We start from the raw sequence: 14,957 nt of genomic DNA, 5'->3' as shown, positions 1-14,957 counted from the left end.
AGCCTATCTATGTGGATGATCTCTTCGGGCACGGGCCCGGTAATGACGACGACGGCGACGACGGTGCGCCGACCGCCGGCCGGAGTGCCGGGGGAGGCGGCAAGGCTTCCCCGCGCGGTCCGCTCGCCGTCCGGATGCGTCCCCGCACCCTCGATGAGGTAGTGGGGCAGCAGCATCTCCTCGGCCAGGGGTCGCCCTTGCGCCAGCTCGCTGCCGGCGCCGGCGCGGACACATCCGGCCCTGCGGGACCCACGTCACTGATCCTCTGGGGCCCGCCGGGAACCGGCAAAACCACCCTGGCGCACGTGATCGCGCGCGGACCCGGGAGGAAGTTCGTCGAGCTTTCCGCCATCACAGCCGGCGTCAAGGACGTGCGGCGCATTATGGACGAGGCGCTGACCGCCCGCGACCTGTACAAAACCACCACCGTCCTGTTCCTGGATGAGATCCACCGGTTTAACAAGGCCCAGCAGGATGCCCTGTTGCCGGGGGTCGAAAACCGGTGGGTGGTGCTGGTCGCCGCCACCACGGAAAACCCCTCGTTCTCGGTGGTCTCACCGCTGCTGTCCCGCTCGCTCCTGCTCACGCTCCGTCCGCTGACAGATGCGGACATTGAAGGACTGGTGAAGCGCGCCGTTGAAGATCCCCGCGGCCTGAACGGGAAGGTGGACCTCACGGCGGAAGCCCTCGAGCACCTCGTCAGGCTTTCCGGGGGCGATGCGCGCCGTGCCCTCACCGCCCTGGAAGCGGCTGCCGGAGTGGCATTCGGGGACGCGGACGATGCCGGCGACGGGCCGGTCGCCGTCGACCTTAAACACACCGAACGCGCGCTGGACGTCGCAGCCGTTCGCTACGACCGCGCCGGCGACCAGCATTACGACGTCATCAGTGCCTTCATCAAGTCCATCCGCGGCTCCGACGTGGACGCTGCCCTCCACTACCTTGCCCGGATGCTTGAAGCGGGGGAGGACCCGCGCTTCGTCGCCCGCAGGATCATGATCTCTGCCGCCGAGGATGTGGGGATGGCTGATCCCACCGCCCTGCAGACCGCAGTGGCCGCGGCGCAGGCGGTGCAGCTGATCGGCATGCCCGAGGGCCGGATCATCCTGGCCGAAGCCGTGGTGCACCTGGCCACGGCGCCAAAGTCCAACGCCGCGTACATGGGCATCAACAAGGCCATCTCCGATGTGCGGGCAGGGCTGGGGAACGGCATCCCCGCCCACCTGCGGGATGCGCACTACCCGGGTTCCAAGCAGCTGGGCCACGGCCTTGGCTACAAGTACGCCCACGACGCTCCCCACGGAGTAGCCGCCCAGCAGTACCCGCCCGATGACCTGGTGGGAAGGGACTACTACCAGCCCACCGCCAACGGCGCGGAGCGGGACATCGCGGTGCGGCTGGAACGGCTGCGGAAAATCGTCCGGGGCAAGTAGGCGCCGTGGTAGGATAGATGTTTGTCTGGCAAGGCGCGGACGCACAATCTCCCCAATTTCACGTTGAGAAGGTTATGCCTGCGCCCAGTAGCAAAAGGCAGCGGTTGGCCGATGCTCTCCATCGTGGAGGCCAGTAACACTGACACACCGCAGATATTGGAAGGACACAAGTGGCTAACAACACTCGTGCTCGCCGTCAGGCCCGCCTCTCGCGGTCCCTCGGCATCGCTCTGACCCCCAAGGCCGCCAAGTACATGGAGCGCCGCCCGTACGGCCCCGGTGAGCATGGCCGTGCCCGCTCGCTTCAGGACTCCGACTACGCCGTACGTCTGCGCGAAAAGCAGCGCCTGCGCGCCCAGTACGGCATCCGCGAAGCACAGATGACCCGTGCCTTCGAAGAAGCCCGCCGCACCAAGGGCCTGACCGGTGAAAACCTCATCGAACTGCTCGAAATGCGTCTTGACGCCCTGGTCCTGCGTGCCGGTTTCGCCCGCACCATCGCCCAGGCCCGCCAGCTGGTTGTGCACCGCCACATCATGGTTGACGGCGTCCGCGTTGACCGCCCGTCGTTCCGCGTCGGCGAGGGCCAGCTGGTCCACGTCCACAGCCGCAGCGAAACCATGGTTCCGCTCCAGGTTGCAGCAGCCGGCGCCCACCGCGACGTCCTGCCCGCCGTTCCGGCATACCTGGACGTCAAGCTGGAAGCCCTCCAGGCACGCCTGGTCCGCCGTCCCAAGCGCTCCGAGGTCCCCGTGACCTGCGAAGAGCAGCTGGTCGTCGAATTCTACGCACGCTAAATTCCAGCAGCGTATCCAAAGAAGCCCGTGGCAAGCGCCGCGGGCTTCTTTGTATGTAAGGTACTTGGGGGACATCTGCGGCAATGCGCTTCACGACGCATCCGGCAGGTGGAATGAACCACAGAATTTCGAGGAGATGAACGTCTATGTCTGGTGGCGATATTGCCGGCCTGATCGCTGCCGGAGTGTTTGCGCTCCTGGTGTTGCTGCTTGCCGTGCCCATCCTGAAGCTGGGCAAAGTCCTTGACGAGGTCCGCACCTCCATCAGGTCCCTGAGCGACGGCGCCACGCCGCTGATGGACGAGGTCACGGCCACCGTGTCCACCACCAACCAGCAGCTGAAGAAGGTGGATGGAATCTCCTCCAACGTCTCTGACGCGTCAGCGAACCTGTCGGCACTGTCCTCGCTGGTGGCCGCCACCGTTGGGTCGCCGCTCATTAAGGTGGCAGCATTCAGCTACGGCGTCCGCACCGCACTGGCCAACCGCAAGAAACCCGCTGCCGGCCGCCGCAGCCGCTGAACTTCGGAGAACCTAAAATGAAACGACTTGTCTGGATGGGAATCGGCGTGGCGATCGGAGTTATCTCCTTCCGTAAAGTCACCGAAGCGCAGGCCACCATGCAGTCCACGCTGGGGCCCCAGGGCCTCAACCGGGCTGTGGGCCGGCTGGCCGATGGGGTCTACGACTTCGCGGACGCCATCCGGGACGGAATGCGTGAACGGGAAACAGACCTCCGCGCCGCCCTCGGGGTGGACTCCGGAGAACTGGTCCGCCGCTGACCCGGCAGGCCGCAGCCCGGCCCGGCACGTCAGAACTAACCGGCAGCAACCGTGCCTACGGAACTGCCAAGCGAACGAACTTCCGCGCATGTGCGCGGACCAAGAAGGGTAAGTAAACAGCTCATGAAGTCGCAGGAGATCACTAAGCGCTGGGTGGACTTTTTTGTCAGCAAGGACCACACCGCGGTTCCCTCCGCATCGCTGGTCTCCAGCGACCCCTCGCTGCTGTTCACGGTTGCCGGCATGGTTCCGTTCATCCCGTACCTCACCGCACGCGAAGAACCGCCCTACTCCCGCGCCACGAGTGTGCAGAAGTGCATCCGCACCGGCGACATCGAGGAAGTGGGCAAGACCGCACGGCACGGCACCTTCTTCCAGATGTGCGGAAACTTTTCCTTTGGCGATTACTTCAAGGAAGACGCCATCAAGTTCGCCTGGGAACTGCTGACCACAAGCGTGGACGACGGCGGCTACGGCCTCGCGCCCGAACTGCTGTGGGTGACGGTCTACGAAGAGGACGACGAGGCCAAGGAACTCTGGCTGAAGAACACCGGCGTTCCGGCCGAGCGCATCCAGAGAATGGGCAAGGCCGACAACTACTGGCACACTGGCCAGCCAGGTCCGGCCGGTCCGTGCTCGGAGATTTACTACGACCGCGGACCCGCCTACGGCGTGGAGGGCGGCCCGCTGGCTGACGAGACCCGGTACATCGAGATCTGGAACCTCGTGTTTATGCAGTACCAGATCGAAAACGTCCGTTCCAAGGAAGACTTCGACGTTGTGGGTGAACTGCCCAAGCGCAACATCGATACGGGCCTTGGCATGGAGCGCCTCGCCATGATCCTGCAGGGCGTCGAGAACATGTACGAGACCGACCAGGTCCGTCCCGTTATCGACAAGGCTGCCGAGCTCTCGGGCAAGGAATACACGTCCGCCGAAACACCGGATGATCCCCACCACACGGATGACGTGCGTATGCGCGTCGTGGGCGATCACATCCGCTCGGCACTGATGCTGATCTCGGATGGAGTGACCCCCTCCAACGAGGGCCGCGGCTACGTCCTGCGCAGGCTCATCCGCCGTGCGGTGCGTTCCATGCGCCTCCTGGGCGTGGAGCAGGCCTGCCTGCCGGAGCTGCTGCCGGCCTCCCGGGACGCCATGAAGGGTGTCTACCCGGTAGTGGACACCGACTTTGCCCGCATCAGCCGCATCGCTTACGCCGAAGAAAAGGCCTTCCTGCGCACCATCGCCTCCGGCACCGCCCGCCTTGAGGATGCCGTCAAGGAATCCAAGGCTGCCAACAGGCCGCTTTCCGGCGCCGATGCCTTCGCCCTGCACGACACCTATGGCTTCCCCATCGACCTCACGCTTGAAATGGCCGAGGAAGCCGGGCTCCAGGTGGATGAGGCAGCCTTCCGCAGCCTCATGCAGGAGCAGCGCAAGCGTGCCCAGGCTGACGCGAAGGGCAAGAAGGGCGGCCATGCTGACCTGAGTGCCTTCCAGGAGATCATTGCCCAGGGCGAGACGGTCTTCACCGGTTACACAGAGCTCGACGGCGAATCCCGCGTCCGGGGCATCCTCACCGGAGGACAGCCGGTACAGCAGGCTTCCACGGGTGACGAGATCGAGCTCGTGCTCTCCGAGACCCCGTTCTATGCAGAGGCAGGCGGCCAGGCAGCCGACACCGGCCTGATCACCGGTGACGGGTTCGTCGTCGAGGTCCTCGACGTCCAGCGCCCCCTCAAGGGCCTTAGCGTCCACAAGGCCATTGTCCGGGAAGGCGAAATCGGCGCAGACTCACTGGTGCGCGCCGCCGTCGACCGCGACCGCCGCCACGCCGCCGAGCAGGCCCACACGGGCACGCACATCGTGCACGCCGCCCTGCACCAGATCCTGGGGCCGGAAGCCACCCAGCGCGGTTCCTACAACAAGGCTGGCTACCTGCGCTTCGACTTCGCCTGGGGCGAGGGCCTGAGCACCGCCACCCGTTCGGAGATCGAAGAGGTCTCCAACCTCGCAATCCGGAACAACTACGCAGTGGAGACCAAGGTGATGGGACTGGCCGAGGCCAAGGCCCTGGGCGCCATGGCCCTCTTCGGGGAGAACTACGGCAGCGAAGTCCGCGTGGTGGAGATCGACGGCGCGTGGTCCCGTGAGCTCTGCGGCGGAACGCACGTGGCCAACACCTCGCTGATCGGCAGCCTCTCACTCCTGGGTGAACAGTCGGTCGGCTCGGGTAACCGGCGCGTCGAGGCTTTTGTTGGCATGGACGCGTTCCGCCACCTCGCCGCTGAGCGTGCACTGGTGACCGAGCTCACCGATTTGCTCAAGGTCCCCTCCGGCCAGCTGGCCGACAGGATCGCCGCCACCCTCGCCAAGCTCAAGGCTACGGAGAAGGAGCTCGACAGGCTCCGCAAGGAACAACTGGCTGCTTCCGCCGCCCAGCTCGTCAACAGCGCCAAGGATGCCTCCGGGGTCAGCGTCATTGCGCACGACGCCGGGCAGGTCAGCGGCGCGGACGACCTCCGCGGCCTGGCGCTGGACCTGCGGAACCGCTTGGGTTCGGCTGCCGCTACGGTGGCTGTTGCCGGCGTCGCGAATGACCGTCCCATGGTCCTGGTCGCCACGAACGAGGCCGCGCGGGAAGCCGGCGTCAAGGCAGGTGCCCTGGTACGGCTCGCCGCAGGCATCCTCGGCGGCGGTGGTGGCGGCAAGGACGACGTAGCCCAGGGCGGCGGGACGGACGCCGGTAAGGTGGCCCCTGCCCTCGCAGCCGTCGTGGACGCCATTTCAGGGCGATAAACCTCCTATGACCAATCCAACAGCGGCCGGCGGCAGCCCCCAGGGCATCAAACTGGGGGTTGACGTCGGCACGGTCCGGGTGGGTGTGGCCATCTGCGATCGCGACTCAATCCTGGCCACGCCGTACAAGACGCTGGACCGGAACGCAAAGAAAAACTCGGATGTCCGGGTCATCGCCAACCTGGTCGAGGAACTTGGCGCAGTGCAGGTCTTCGTGGGCCTGCCCCGGACCATGAAGGGCGAAGAGCACGCGTCGGCCAGGATGGCCACCGAGTACGCCGAGCTGCTGGCCGCAGAGCTGGCAACACGTGCCCTGGCTGTGCCGGTGAACCTGGTGGATGAGCGCTTGAGCAGCGTTACGGCCCACCGCAACCTGCATGAAGCTGGCATGAGCAGCCGGGATCACCGTAAAGTAGTTGATCAGGTCGCGGCGGCAGGTATCCTTCAGCACGCCCTCGACATGCAGAAAGCCAGGGGATCGGATGTCGGTCGACGCGTGACCGCGCCCTCCCCTTCCGTGGACCCGGGGGTCGGCGAGGTGGATGAGTCCGTCCGCGCCACCACGGACACGGACCGATTTTCAGATGGAAGGCAACAGTGAGTCCTGCCAATATTGACGACGCTTCCGGCCCCTTGGATGCCGGGGCGGCGCGGCCGCTGACCCGCAAGGAAATCCGGGCGCGCGAAAAGACCTCTGACACAGGACTCCAGGGCGCAGTGCCCGAGCAGGCCTACGAAACGGGGCACGACGTTCCGCCGCCGCCTTCTGAGCCACCGGCCGCTGCGGCGTCCCCGGTTCCTTCGGCCCCTGAAGAGCACTCCATTCCGGCCGCTCCTCAAGCACCGCCGTCCATCCAGGACGTTCCTGATGAGCCGCAGCCCCTGCACGACGACGTTCCTTACCACGACGAGCATGCGTCCTTTCCTGAGCCTGCCCTCGCCGGACACCAGCATTCAGCAGGTGGGCATTATGAAGACGATGCCCAATATGCGGAGGGGCATCACTACCAGGAGGGCGTGCAGCATGACGACGCCCTCCACCACGAGGGGCACTATGACCACGGGCAGTACGACGATACGCATCACGAGGCGGGACACCACGAGTTCCTGCCCGGGGCTGCGGCAGCGCCCGTAGTGGCAAAGCCCTCGAAAAAGGTCCGCCGCCGCCGTCGGTTGCTGGCGTTGTTCCTCACGCTTGCGGTATTCGTGACGGCCGTCGCCGTCGGCGCCCAGTTCTTGAAGCCATTGCTGGGCAACGATAAGCCCAGCGACTACCCTGGCCCCGGTTCGGGCGAGGTGATGGTGACGGTCGAGAACGGGGAAGGCACCCGTTCCGTAGCCACCAAGCTGGAGGGTGAGCAGGTCGTGGCGAACTCCGATACCTTCCTCCAGGAATTCAACGCCTCCGGCGGGGTCCTGGCGCCGGGGGACTACACCTTCAAGACGCAGATGAAGAACTCCGACGCCGTCAACGTCCTGCTCGGCAAGGACCAGGCGAAAGTGATCTACTTCGCCCTGAGCGCCGGCCTGCGTATCGGTGAGTCGCTGCAGGCCATTTCGGAAGGTTCCGGCATTTCCGTCCAGGATCTGCAGGCCCTCAGCAATCAGCCCGCGCAGTTCGGCCTGCCCGCAACGGCCAAGAACCTGGAAGGGTACCTGGCCCCGGGCGAGCACCGTTACCCGCTTGGCACGCCCGCAAAGGACATCCTCCAGTCTCTGGTCAAGATCACCGTTGACGAGCTGGAGGCTCAAGGGATCACTGATCCTGCCAAGCAGTATGAGGCCGTCATCGTGGCCAGCATCGTGCAGGCGGAAGGGGGCCAGGCAGAATACGGGGACGTAGCCGGAGCCATCTACAACCGCCTCAAGCCCAACGACCAGACCAACGGGTTCCTGCAGGTGGATTCGGCTGTCACGTACGGCCTGGGAACGAAGAGCTATAACTTCACCGAAGAACAGCGCCAGGACAAGTCCAACCCGTACAACACCTATGCGAATCCGGGCCTGCCCCCTGGGCCCATTGGTTCACCGGGAAAGACAGCCATTGATGCTGCCGCCAAGCCCAAGTCCAACGACTTCCTGTATTGGGTAACCATCAACCTGGACACCAAGGAGACGAAGTTCTCCCGCACCCTGGCTGAACATAACGGCTACGTTGACCAGTACAACGCTTGGTGCATGGCGAACGTCGGCCGCTGCACATGAGCCTTCGGGCAGCGGTCCTCGGCCACCCGATCAGCCATTCGAAGTCCCCGGCACTGCATCACGCGGCGTACAGCCGGCTGGGCATCGGCATCAGCTACACGGCCATCGACGTCACTGAACAACTGCTGCCGTCGCTGATGCGGCAGCTCCGCAGACAGCCGGGCTGGCGCGGCCTTTCGGTCACCATGCCCCTGAAAACCGCCATGGTCGGCGAGGTGGACGAAGTCCGCGGCGTGGCCAAGGCCCTTGGTGTGGTGAACACCGTGTGCTTCGAGGAGCACGCGGACGGTACCCGTGCCGTCGGGTTCAATACCGACGTCGCAGGAATCGTCAATGCGGTCCGTCACGCCGGCGCCCGCACGCCTTCGGCCCCGGTCATCCTGGGTGGGGGCGGCACAGCGGCCGCGGCCGTTGCAGCCCTGTCCGAGCTGGGGGCCGGCTCCGCCCGGATCTTCGTCCGCGACCCCGCACGCACGGCCGAAGTACGCGCCGCAGGAGAAAGCCTTGGCCTTTCCCTTGCAATCCGCCCACTCACCGAGGCCGCGAAAGCAACGGCCGCTGCCGACGTCGTCATTTCCACGCTGCCGCCGCGCGCGGCAGACGGGCTGGCATCCGAAATCGCGGCGCTGAAGACCTCCACGCCCGGCGTTTTGCTGGATGTGGCCTACGATCCCTGGCCCAGCCTGATCGCGTCCGTGTGGGAGGCCGGCGGCGGCGCCGTGGTGCCCGGCCTCGAAATGCTGCTGTACCAAGCGGTGGAACAGGTACGACTGTTCAGCCGCCTCGAAGAGGAAGTTAACGCATCCGTCATAGATGTGATGTGTGACGCAGTCGGCCTTCCCCGACGGGCGTTGTAACCGCCATACGTGGCAGGATGGAAAATATGTTGCGTTGGTTGACTGCCGGTGAATCCCATGGTCCGGCCCTGATGGGAATTATTGAAGGCGTCCCCGCCGGTGTTGAAATCACCAGCGGGCACATCGCCGATTCACTGGCCCGCCGGCGCTTGGGCTACGGGCGCGGCGCACGCATGAAGTTCGAACAGGACGTTGTGACAATCCTCGGCGGAGTCCGGCACGGACGCACCCAGGGTGGCCCCGTCGCCATCCAGGTGGGCAATACAGAATGGCCCAAATGGGAGCAGATCATGTCTGCCGATCCGGTGGACGCGGAGCTGCTCGCTGACCAGGCCCGCAACGCGCCGCTGACCCGCCCGCGGCCCGGCCATGCCGACTTCACCGGAATGCAGAAGTACGGCTTTGACGAGGCCCGCCCCGTCCTGGAACGCGCCAGCGCCCGCGAAACTGCGACCCGCGTGGCCATGGGAACGGTGGCAGCGCAGTTCCTGAAGCACCTTGGCATCGAACTCGTCAGCCACACCGTCTCCATCGCGACCGTCACCGTGCCTGAAGGGCGTCCGCTGCCTGTTCCCACCGACGTCCTGGCCCTGGACGCGGATCCGTTGCGCTGCTTCGACCGGGAAACGTCCGACGCGATGGTGGCCGAGGTGGATGCGGCGCACAAGGAAGGCGAAACCCTGGGCGGCGTGGTTGAAGTCCTCGCCTACGGACTTCCCCCGGGACTTGGCAGCTACGTGCATTGGGACCGCAGGCTCGATTCCCGCCTCGCGGCCGCGCTGATGGGCATCCAGGCAATTAAGGGCGTCGAGGTCGGCGATGGCTTCCTGACCGCTGCCCGCCGCGGTTCGGCTGCCCACGACGAGATCGTCCGGGACGCTGACGGCCGCATTGTCCGCACCAGCAACCGTGCGGGCGGCATCGAAGGCGGCATGAGCATCGGCGATGTGCTGCGCGTCCGCGCGGCCATGAAGCCCATCGCTACGGTTCCCCGCGCACTGAAGACCATCGACGTCAGCACCGGAGAACCCGCGAAGGCGCACCACCAGCGCTCCGACGTCTGTGCCGTCCCGGCCGCGGGTGTGGTGGCGGAAGCCATGGTGGCACTTGTCCTGGCTGAAGCGGTCACGGAAAAGTTCGGCGGCGACTCCGTGGCGGAAACCGCGCGCAACATCAAGGGTTACCTGGACAGCATTCCGGCGTCCCTGGACTCGATCGGCCAGTAAGTGCCCCACAGCAACAAAACCGCGTCCCTGAGCGGCCCGGTGGTCCTCATCGGGCCCATGGCCGTCGGCAAATCCGCCATCGGGCAGCAGCTTGCCCAGCAGCTTGGTGCCCCGTTCGTGGACACCGACGCCGTCATCGTGGCAGCCCACGGCTCCATTTCCGATATCTTCGCCGGACGCGGCGAGCACGCCTTCCGCGAGATAGAGGCGCGGACAGTGGCCGACGTCGTGGAAGCGGCGGAAGGCACGCCCACCGTCATCTCCCTTGGCGGCGGCGCTGTTCTTGACTCAGGTACCCAGCAGCTGATCGGTCGCTGCACCGTTGTGTACCTTGAATGCGACGCCACGACGGTTGCCGGCCGCATCGGCCGGAATTCGGGGCGGCCGCTGCTGGCGGGGGACGCAATGGGCCGATGGACGGCCATGTTCGCCACCCGCAAGCCGGTGTACGAGCGGCTGGCAGATATCACCCTGGACGTGCGTCACGGCTCGGTTTCCGAGCTGGGACGCCGGCTGGAAGCAGCACTGCGGGACTACGCAGCTGCCAAACAGGAAGTTGAAAAGTGAGCGCGGAATCAACAGTTATCAAGGTCACCGGCGAATCCGCCAATAACAACTACGACGTCGTGGTGGGGCGGGGACTGCTGGGGGACCTTCCCGGCCTGCTCGGTGAGCGCGTCCGGCGGGTCCTGGTGATCCACCCACGGGCCCTGCGGCTCACCGGCGACACCGTCCGGGACGAGCTTGCGGAAGCAGGGTTCACGTCCCTGACGGCGGAGATTCCCGACGCCGAAGAAGGCAAGCACATCCAGGTTGCCGCCTTCTGCTGGCAGGTCCTCGGGCAGAACGACTTCACCCGCTCCGACGCGATTGTCGCCGTCGGGGGAGGTGCCGTCACGGATGTGGCCGGCTTCGTCGCCGCAACCTGGCTGCGCGGCATCAAGGTCATTCACATGCCCACCAGCCTGCTCGGCATGGTGGACGCCTCAGTGGGCGGGAAAACCGGCATCAACACCGCCGAAGGCAAGAACCTGGTGGGCGCTTTCCACCCTCCGGCGGCCGTGCTGGCGGACCTGGACACGCTGAACACCCTGCCCAAAAACGAGATCATCTCGGGAATGGCAGAAGTCATCAAGTGCGGCTTCATCGCAGACCCCACCATCCTGGACCTCATCGAAAAGGACCCGGAGGCGGTGGTGGACCCGCAGTCGGCCGTCCTCCGTGAGCTCATTGAGCGGGCAATCGCCGTCAAGGCAAAGGTGGTCTCCGAGGACCTCAAGGAGTCGGGCCTGCGGGAGATCCTGAACTACGGCCACACGCTGGGCCACGCCATCGAGCTGGTGGAACGCTACTCCTGGCGCCACGGTGCCGCCGTCTCCGTGGGCATGATGTTCGCTGCCGAACTTGCCCGCAGCGTCGGCAGGCTTACCGACGCCGATGCCGACCGGCACCGCACCATCCTGGAGACACTGGGCCTTCCCGTCACCTACCGCCGCGACAGGTGGCAGGGCCTGCTGGACGGGATGCGCCGGGACAAGAAATCCCGTGGCGACCTGCTGCGCTTCGTTGTCCTCGACGGGATAGCCAAGCCGGGGATCCTCGACGTCCCGGACACCTCTCTGCTGTTCGCCGCCTACCAGGAGATTGCTTCCTGATGCTCGGCGACATGGCGGGAACAGCGGACTGGCCGGAGGCAGGCTTCCCGGGTATCCGCATCAACCCTGAATCACTGCTGCCGCAGATTGTGAACGAGGACGCCTGCCGGGAGGCGCTGGCAGTGTCCACCGACCCCGCGGACCACATCTTTGTCCTGCTGGTGGAAGGGCACGCGGCTGAGGCGGCGGAACTGCTGGCCGAGGCGCGCTTCAGAGACCCCGAGTCCTTCAGGCTGCGGGCCTTTGAGGCCGAAGTGCTGAGGGTTTCCAACCGGCTGGACAGGGCAGTGGAGCTGTTCCGGCAGCTGCTCGCCGAGGTGCAGGGGACGCCCCGCGAGGCGCTGGTCCTGCAGTTCCTGGGCAAGACCCAGTACAGCGCGGGACAAACGTCGGCGGCCGTTGAATCCTTCGCCCGCGCGCTGGACCTGCGGGTGGCCGAGTCCGCAGATGCAGCCCTGATTTACTCGTCCACTGTGGCGCTGCAGCGTGCCCGGGAGGTCCTGGACCTGGCCTGCTGACGCCGTCGGCGGGCACGGTCCGGAAGGTGCCCGCCGTTTTACCGGTAGAATAGTTCTTGAATTTTTCCAAGACCCGATTTTTGACAAACACGCGCTGGCAGGCCGCTTGGCAGGCCTGCCCGGCATACGACGTCTGAGCACGCGAGCAGACAAAGAAACCAGAGGAAACCAGTGGCAACCACTAACGACATCAAGAACGGAACGGTCCTGAAGCTCGAGGGCCAGCTCTGGAACATCATCGAATTCCAGCACGTCAAGCCGGGCAAGGGTGGCGCCTTCGTTCGTACCAAGATGCGCAACGTGATGTCCGGAAAGGTCGTGGACAAGACGTTCAACGCCGGGCTCAAGATCGAGACCGCCACCGTGGACCGCCGCGACTACCAGTACCTGTACCAGGATGGCGCGGACTTCGTGTTCATGGACACCTCCGACTACGACCAGATCACGGTTTCCGGAGCTACGGTAGGCGACGCCACCAACTTCATGCTCGAAAACCAGATGGTCAACATCGCCATCCACGAGGGCACCCCGCTGTACATCGAACTGCCGCCGAGCGTTGTCCTCGAGATCACCTACACCGAGCCTGGCCTGCAGGGCGACCGCTCCTCGGCCGGCACCAAGCCCGCGACCCTGGAAACCGGCTACGAGATCCAGGTTCCGCTGTTCATCGAGAACAACACCAAGGTCAAGGTAGACACCCGCGACGGCAGCTACCTCGGCCGGGTCACCGAGTAGTGAGCGCCCGCGGTAAAGCCCGAAACAGGGCCCTGGACGTTCTTTTCGAAGCAGAGCAGCGCTCTGTTTCGGCCTTCGACGTGCTCCGGGCGCGCCGGGAGAAGACTGACCAGATCGTCAACCCGTACACCCTGGAAATCGTTGAGGGCGTGCTTTCCCAGCAGGCAGCCATCGATGAGTTCCTCGAAACGTACTCGCAGGGCTGGAGCCTGGAGCGGATGCCGTCTGTTGACCGCATCATCCTCCGGATCGGTACCTGGGAACTCCTGTACAACGACGACGTCCCGGACGGCGTGGCGGTGAGCGAAGCGGTTGCGCTGGCTAAGACGCTGTCCACCGACGAGTCGCCGCAGTTCATCAACGGCCTCCTGGGCCGGCTGCAGCAGCTGAAGCCTTCCCTGCTCGCTTAGCCGGCAGGAACCACGAAGGGCCGGCCTCCACGGGTGTGGGGGCCGGCCCCTCGCTGTTTAACGGCCTGCGAATGCCTTCAGGTGGGGGCAGCAGCGTTCAACGGGCGACGGCGGCCCGCAGGGCCAGGATGCGCTGCAGCTGCTGGCGCTCTTCAGCCTGGTGCAACTGGACGTCCCGGCCGCTGAGGATGCGCTGGCGGGTATTTGCCAGCTGGGTGGCCGCTTTCAGGAATTCCTTCATTTGCCGTTTCCTGCCGTAGCTGCCGGCCCAGTTCAAGGCTGTTCGGCGGCCGCCCAACGTGGCCAGGAGCTCCACCTCGGCGTGGGTGAACCAGCCGGCGGCGGAGTATTCGAGCAGGCGTTGGCGCGTCAGCCGCTTCTCCGCCACGCGCAGGAGGATGATGCCCGCCACAGCAAGGAAGAAGATGGGAACCTGGACCAGGATGTAGTCCACCAGGAAGCCCTGGCCCATGCTGTTCCAGCGGTTGTGCAGGAACATGGCCGGCAGCAGCCCCACGAAGAAGGCGGCTACCGAAGCGCCCGCGTGCCAGCGCCGCGCGGCGAAGCCCATGATGAGCCCGGTGGTGCCGGTGAAGACGGCGTGGGCAAAGGGGGACATCACACCGCGGAGGAAAAACACCTGGGCGAAGTTGCCGGCCGGGTCAGCCGATTCCGCGATGGCCCGGCCGAAATACAGGATGTTCTCGGTGAAGGCGAAGCCGCCGGCGATAGTGAAGGCGAAAACCACTCCGTCCACAGGTCCGTCGAAGTGCTTCCTCGCCAGCAGGAGCAGAAGCAGCAGTCCCAAGGACTTGGCGAACTCTTCCACGATGGGCGCCTGCACTGTAGCCATGTAGGTCTGCAGGTCCGCTCCGTCGGACAGCTGGAACCCCAGCACAAAAAACGGCTGGATGAGCAGGGTGACCGCGATGGATACCGCAGCGCCCCAGGTGAAGGCGAAGTACAGGAGCCGCTTGGGCTCAGGTTCCCACTTGTCGATGACATACACGGCCAGGAGCACCACCGACAGGGGAATGAGCGAGGCCAGGAAACCCACCAGGAAGCCGGCCGGCCCCGTGTTCGAGAGCAGGAACGGCACCACCAGAAAGAGGCTGAGGAAAGCCAGTGCGCTGCCGCCGATAGTCAGCCCCAATAACCCGCCGCTGCGGGTCCGGCCGGCATGAACCACGGTTCCCTGGACCTGCGGCGGCACCACTGTATCCACGGGCCGGCCCTGATGCCCCGGCGCCGGGCGGTAGTTCTCCGGCTGCACGTGCCCCATCCAGCTTGGGTTGGCTTCGTGCGGGAGCGGGGCGCCCGCTCCCCGGAAGGGATCTTCGGGCGGCCCGGACGCAGGGTAGCGGGGATGCATCGACATACCCGAAAGCCTAGGTGGCTCACGCCACGCGTCCAAGGACCCGCGGCACGTGGGCCCGCGAGTGTGACCATCACCGCGCTGTCCCGGGACGGGTCCCGCCAGGCCCATGTGGTAATTTTGGAACGCACATGATCCTTTTTTAATTCCGTCCTGTGAGGCG

General features: G+C 65.5%; 15 protein-coding genes. 14 read left to right on the top strand and 1 reads right to left on the bottom strand.

Annotated features, from left to right (window positions below):
* Positions 1-11: 11 nt before the first annotated feature.
* The 14 genes from M8J71_RS20745 (at position 12) to nusB (ending at position 13,419) form a co-directional block, all read left to right on the top strand.
* Positions 12-1,433 carry a replication-associated recombination protein A gene (locus tag M8J71_RS20745; RefSeq protein WP_256249718.1) on the top strand — a complete coding sequence of 474 codons (1,422 nt, stop codon included), beginning with the start codon at positions 12-14 and terminating at the stop codon, positions 1,431-1,433.
* A gap of 170 nt (positions 1,434-1,603) precedes the next feature.
* The gene (rpsD, locus tag M8J71_RS20740; RefSeq protein ID WP_256249716.1) at positions 1,604-2,230 is read left to right on the top strand and encodes a 30S ribosomal protein S4; all 627 of its coding nucleotides are present in this window, start codon (positions 1,604-1,606) and stop codon (positions 2,228-2,230) included.
* A gap of 146 nt (positions 2,231-2,376) precedes the next feature.
* Positions 2,377-2,751, top strand: a complete 375-nt coding sequence (locus M8J71_RS20735; RefSeq protein WP_050054932.1) for a DUF948 domain-containing protein — start codon at positions 2,377-2,379, stop codon at positions 2,749-2,751.
* Between the two features lie 17 nt (positions 2,752-2,768).
* A complete protein-coding gene (locus tag M8J71_RS20730; protein WP_256249715.1) occupies positions 2,769-3,011 on the top strand; it encodes a hypothetical protein in 243 nt (80 codons plus the stop codon).
* A gap of 123 nt (positions 3,012-3,134) precedes the next feature.
* The gene (alaS, locus tag M8J71_RS20725; protein WP_256249714.1) at positions 3,135-5,813 is read left to right on the top strand and encodes an alanine--tRNA ligase; all 2,679 of its coding nucleotides are present in this window, start codon (positions 3,135-3,137) and stop codon (positions 5,811-5,813) included.
* 7 nt (positions 5,814-5,820) lie between these two features.
* On the top strand, positions 5,821-6,414 hold the full coding sequence (ruvX, locus tag M8J71_RS20720) for a Holliday junction resolvase RuvX (RefSeq protein WP_256249713.1): 594 nt from the start codon (positions 5,821-5,823) through the stop codon (positions 6,412-6,414).
* On the top strand, positions 6,411-8,018 hold the full coding sequence (mltG, locus tag M8J71_RS20715; protein WP_256249711.1) for an endolytic transglycosylase MltG: 1,608 nt from the start codon (positions 6,411-6,413) through the stop codon (positions 8,016-8,018). The genes ruvX and mltG overlap by 4 nt, the downstream gene beginning before the upstream one ends.
* Complete coding sequence (locus tag M8J71_RS20710) at positions 8,015-8,875, top strand: shikimate dehydrogenase (protein ID WP_256249709.1); 861 nt, start codon at positions 8,015-8,017, stop codon at positions 8,873-8,875. The genes mltG and M8J71_RS20710 overlap by 4 nt, the downstream gene beginning before the upstream one ends.
* Before the next feature lie 26 nt (positions 8,876-8,901).
* Positions 8,902-10,101, top strand: coding sequence for a chorismate synthase (gene aroC, locus M8J71_RS20705; RefSeq protein ID WP_256249708.1), 1,200 nt, complete (start codon positions 8,902-8,904; stop codon positions 10,099-10,101).
* 57 nt (positions 10,102-10,158) lie between these two features.
* Positions 10,159-10,668 carry a shikimate kinase gene (locus tag M8J71_RS20700; RefSeq protein WP_256249753.1) on the top strand — a complete coding sequence of 170 codons (510 nt, stop codon included), beginning with the start codon at positions 10,159-10,161 and terminating at the stop codon, positions 10,666-10,668.
* Positions 10,665-11,756, top strand: coding sequence for a 3-dehydroquinate synthase (aroB, locus tag M8J71_RS20695; protein ID WP_256249706.1), 1,092 nt, complete (start codon positions 10,665-10,667; stop codon positions 11,754-11,756). The genes M8J71_RS20700 and aroB overlap by 4 nt, the downstream gene beginning before the upstream one ends.
* Positions 11,756-12,274: a tetratricopeptide repeat protein gene (locus tag M8J71_RS20690; RefSeq protein WP_256249705.1), complete on the top strand. Its 519-nt coding sequence runs from the start codon at positions 11,756-11,758 to the stop codon at positions 12,272-12,274. Before aroB ends, M8J71_RS20690 begins: the two co-directional genes overlap by 1 nt.
* 171 nt (positions 12,275-12,445) lie before the next feature.
* Positions 12,446-13,009: an elongation factor P gene (gene efp, locus M8J71_RS20685; RefSeq protein ID WP_050054941.1), complete on the top strand. Its 564-nt coding sequence runs from the start codon at positions 12,446-12,448 to the stop codon at positions 13,007-13,009.
* The gene (nusB, locus tag M8J71_RS20680) at positions 13,009-13,419 is read left to right on the top strand and encodes a transcription antitermination factor NusB (RefSeq protein ID WP_163163910.1); all 411 of its coding nucleotides are present in this window, start codon (positions 13,009-13,011) and stop codon (positions 13,417-13,419) included. The genes efp and nusB overlap by 1 nt, the downstream gene beginning before the upstream one ends.
* Positions 13,420-13,516: 97 nt before the next feature.
* On the opposite strand, the gene M8J71_RS20675 is transcribed toward nusB, so the two are convergent.
* A complete protein-coding gene (locus M8J71_RS20675; protein ID WP_374114877.1) occupies positions 13,517-14,797 on the bottom strand; it encodes a PrsW family intramembrane metalloprotease in 1,281 nt (426 codons plus the stop codon).
* Positions 14,798-14,957: the final 160 nt, after the last annotated feature.

Origin of the sequence: Pseudarthrobacter sp. R1, assembly GCF_024494415.1 — a bacterium.
GTDB lineage: Bacteria > Actinomycetota > Actinomycetes > Actinomycetales > Micrococcaceae > Arthrobacter.
This window is presented reverse-complemented; position numbering and strand designations above follow the sequence as displayed.

Bases quoted from the DNA above. Each gene is read 5' to 3' on its own strand.
- M8J71_RS20735 (WP_050054932.1), top strand. From the start codon at position 2,377: ATGTCTGGTGGCGATATTGCCGGCCTGATCGCTGCCGGAGTGTTTGCG.
- M8J71_RS20690 (WP_256249705.1), top strand. From the start codon at position 11,756: ATGCTCGGCGACATGGCGGGAACAGCGGACTGGCCGGAGGCAGGCTTC.
- aroC (WP_256249708.1), top strand. From the start codon at position 8,902: ATGTTGCGTTGGTTGACTGCCGGTGAATCCCATGGTCCGGCCCTGATG.
- M8J71_RS20730 (WP_256249715.1), top strand. From the start codon at position 2,769: ATGAAACGACTTGTCTGGATGGGAATCGGCGTGGCGATCGGAGTTATC.
- ruvX (WP_256249713.1), top strand. From the start codon at position 5,821: ATGACCAATCCAACAGCGGCCGGCGGCAGCCCCCAGGGCATCAAACTG.
- M8J71_RS20675 (WP_374114877.1), bottom strand. From the start codon at position 14,797: ATGTCGATGCATCCCCGCTACCCTGCGTCCGGGCCGCCCGAAGATCCC.
- M8J71_RS20710 (WP_256249709.1), top strand. From the start codon at position 8,015: ATGAGCCTTCGGGCAGCGGTCCTCGGCCACCCGATCAGCCATTCGAAG.
- M8J71_RS20700 (WP_256249753.1), top strand. From the start codon at position 10,159: ATGGCCGTCGGCAAATCCGCCATCGGGCAGCAGCTTGCCCAGCAGCTT.
- alaS (WP_256249714.1), top strand. From the start codon at position 3,135: ATGAAGTCGCAGGAGATCACTAAGCGCTGGGTGGACTTTTTTGTCAGC.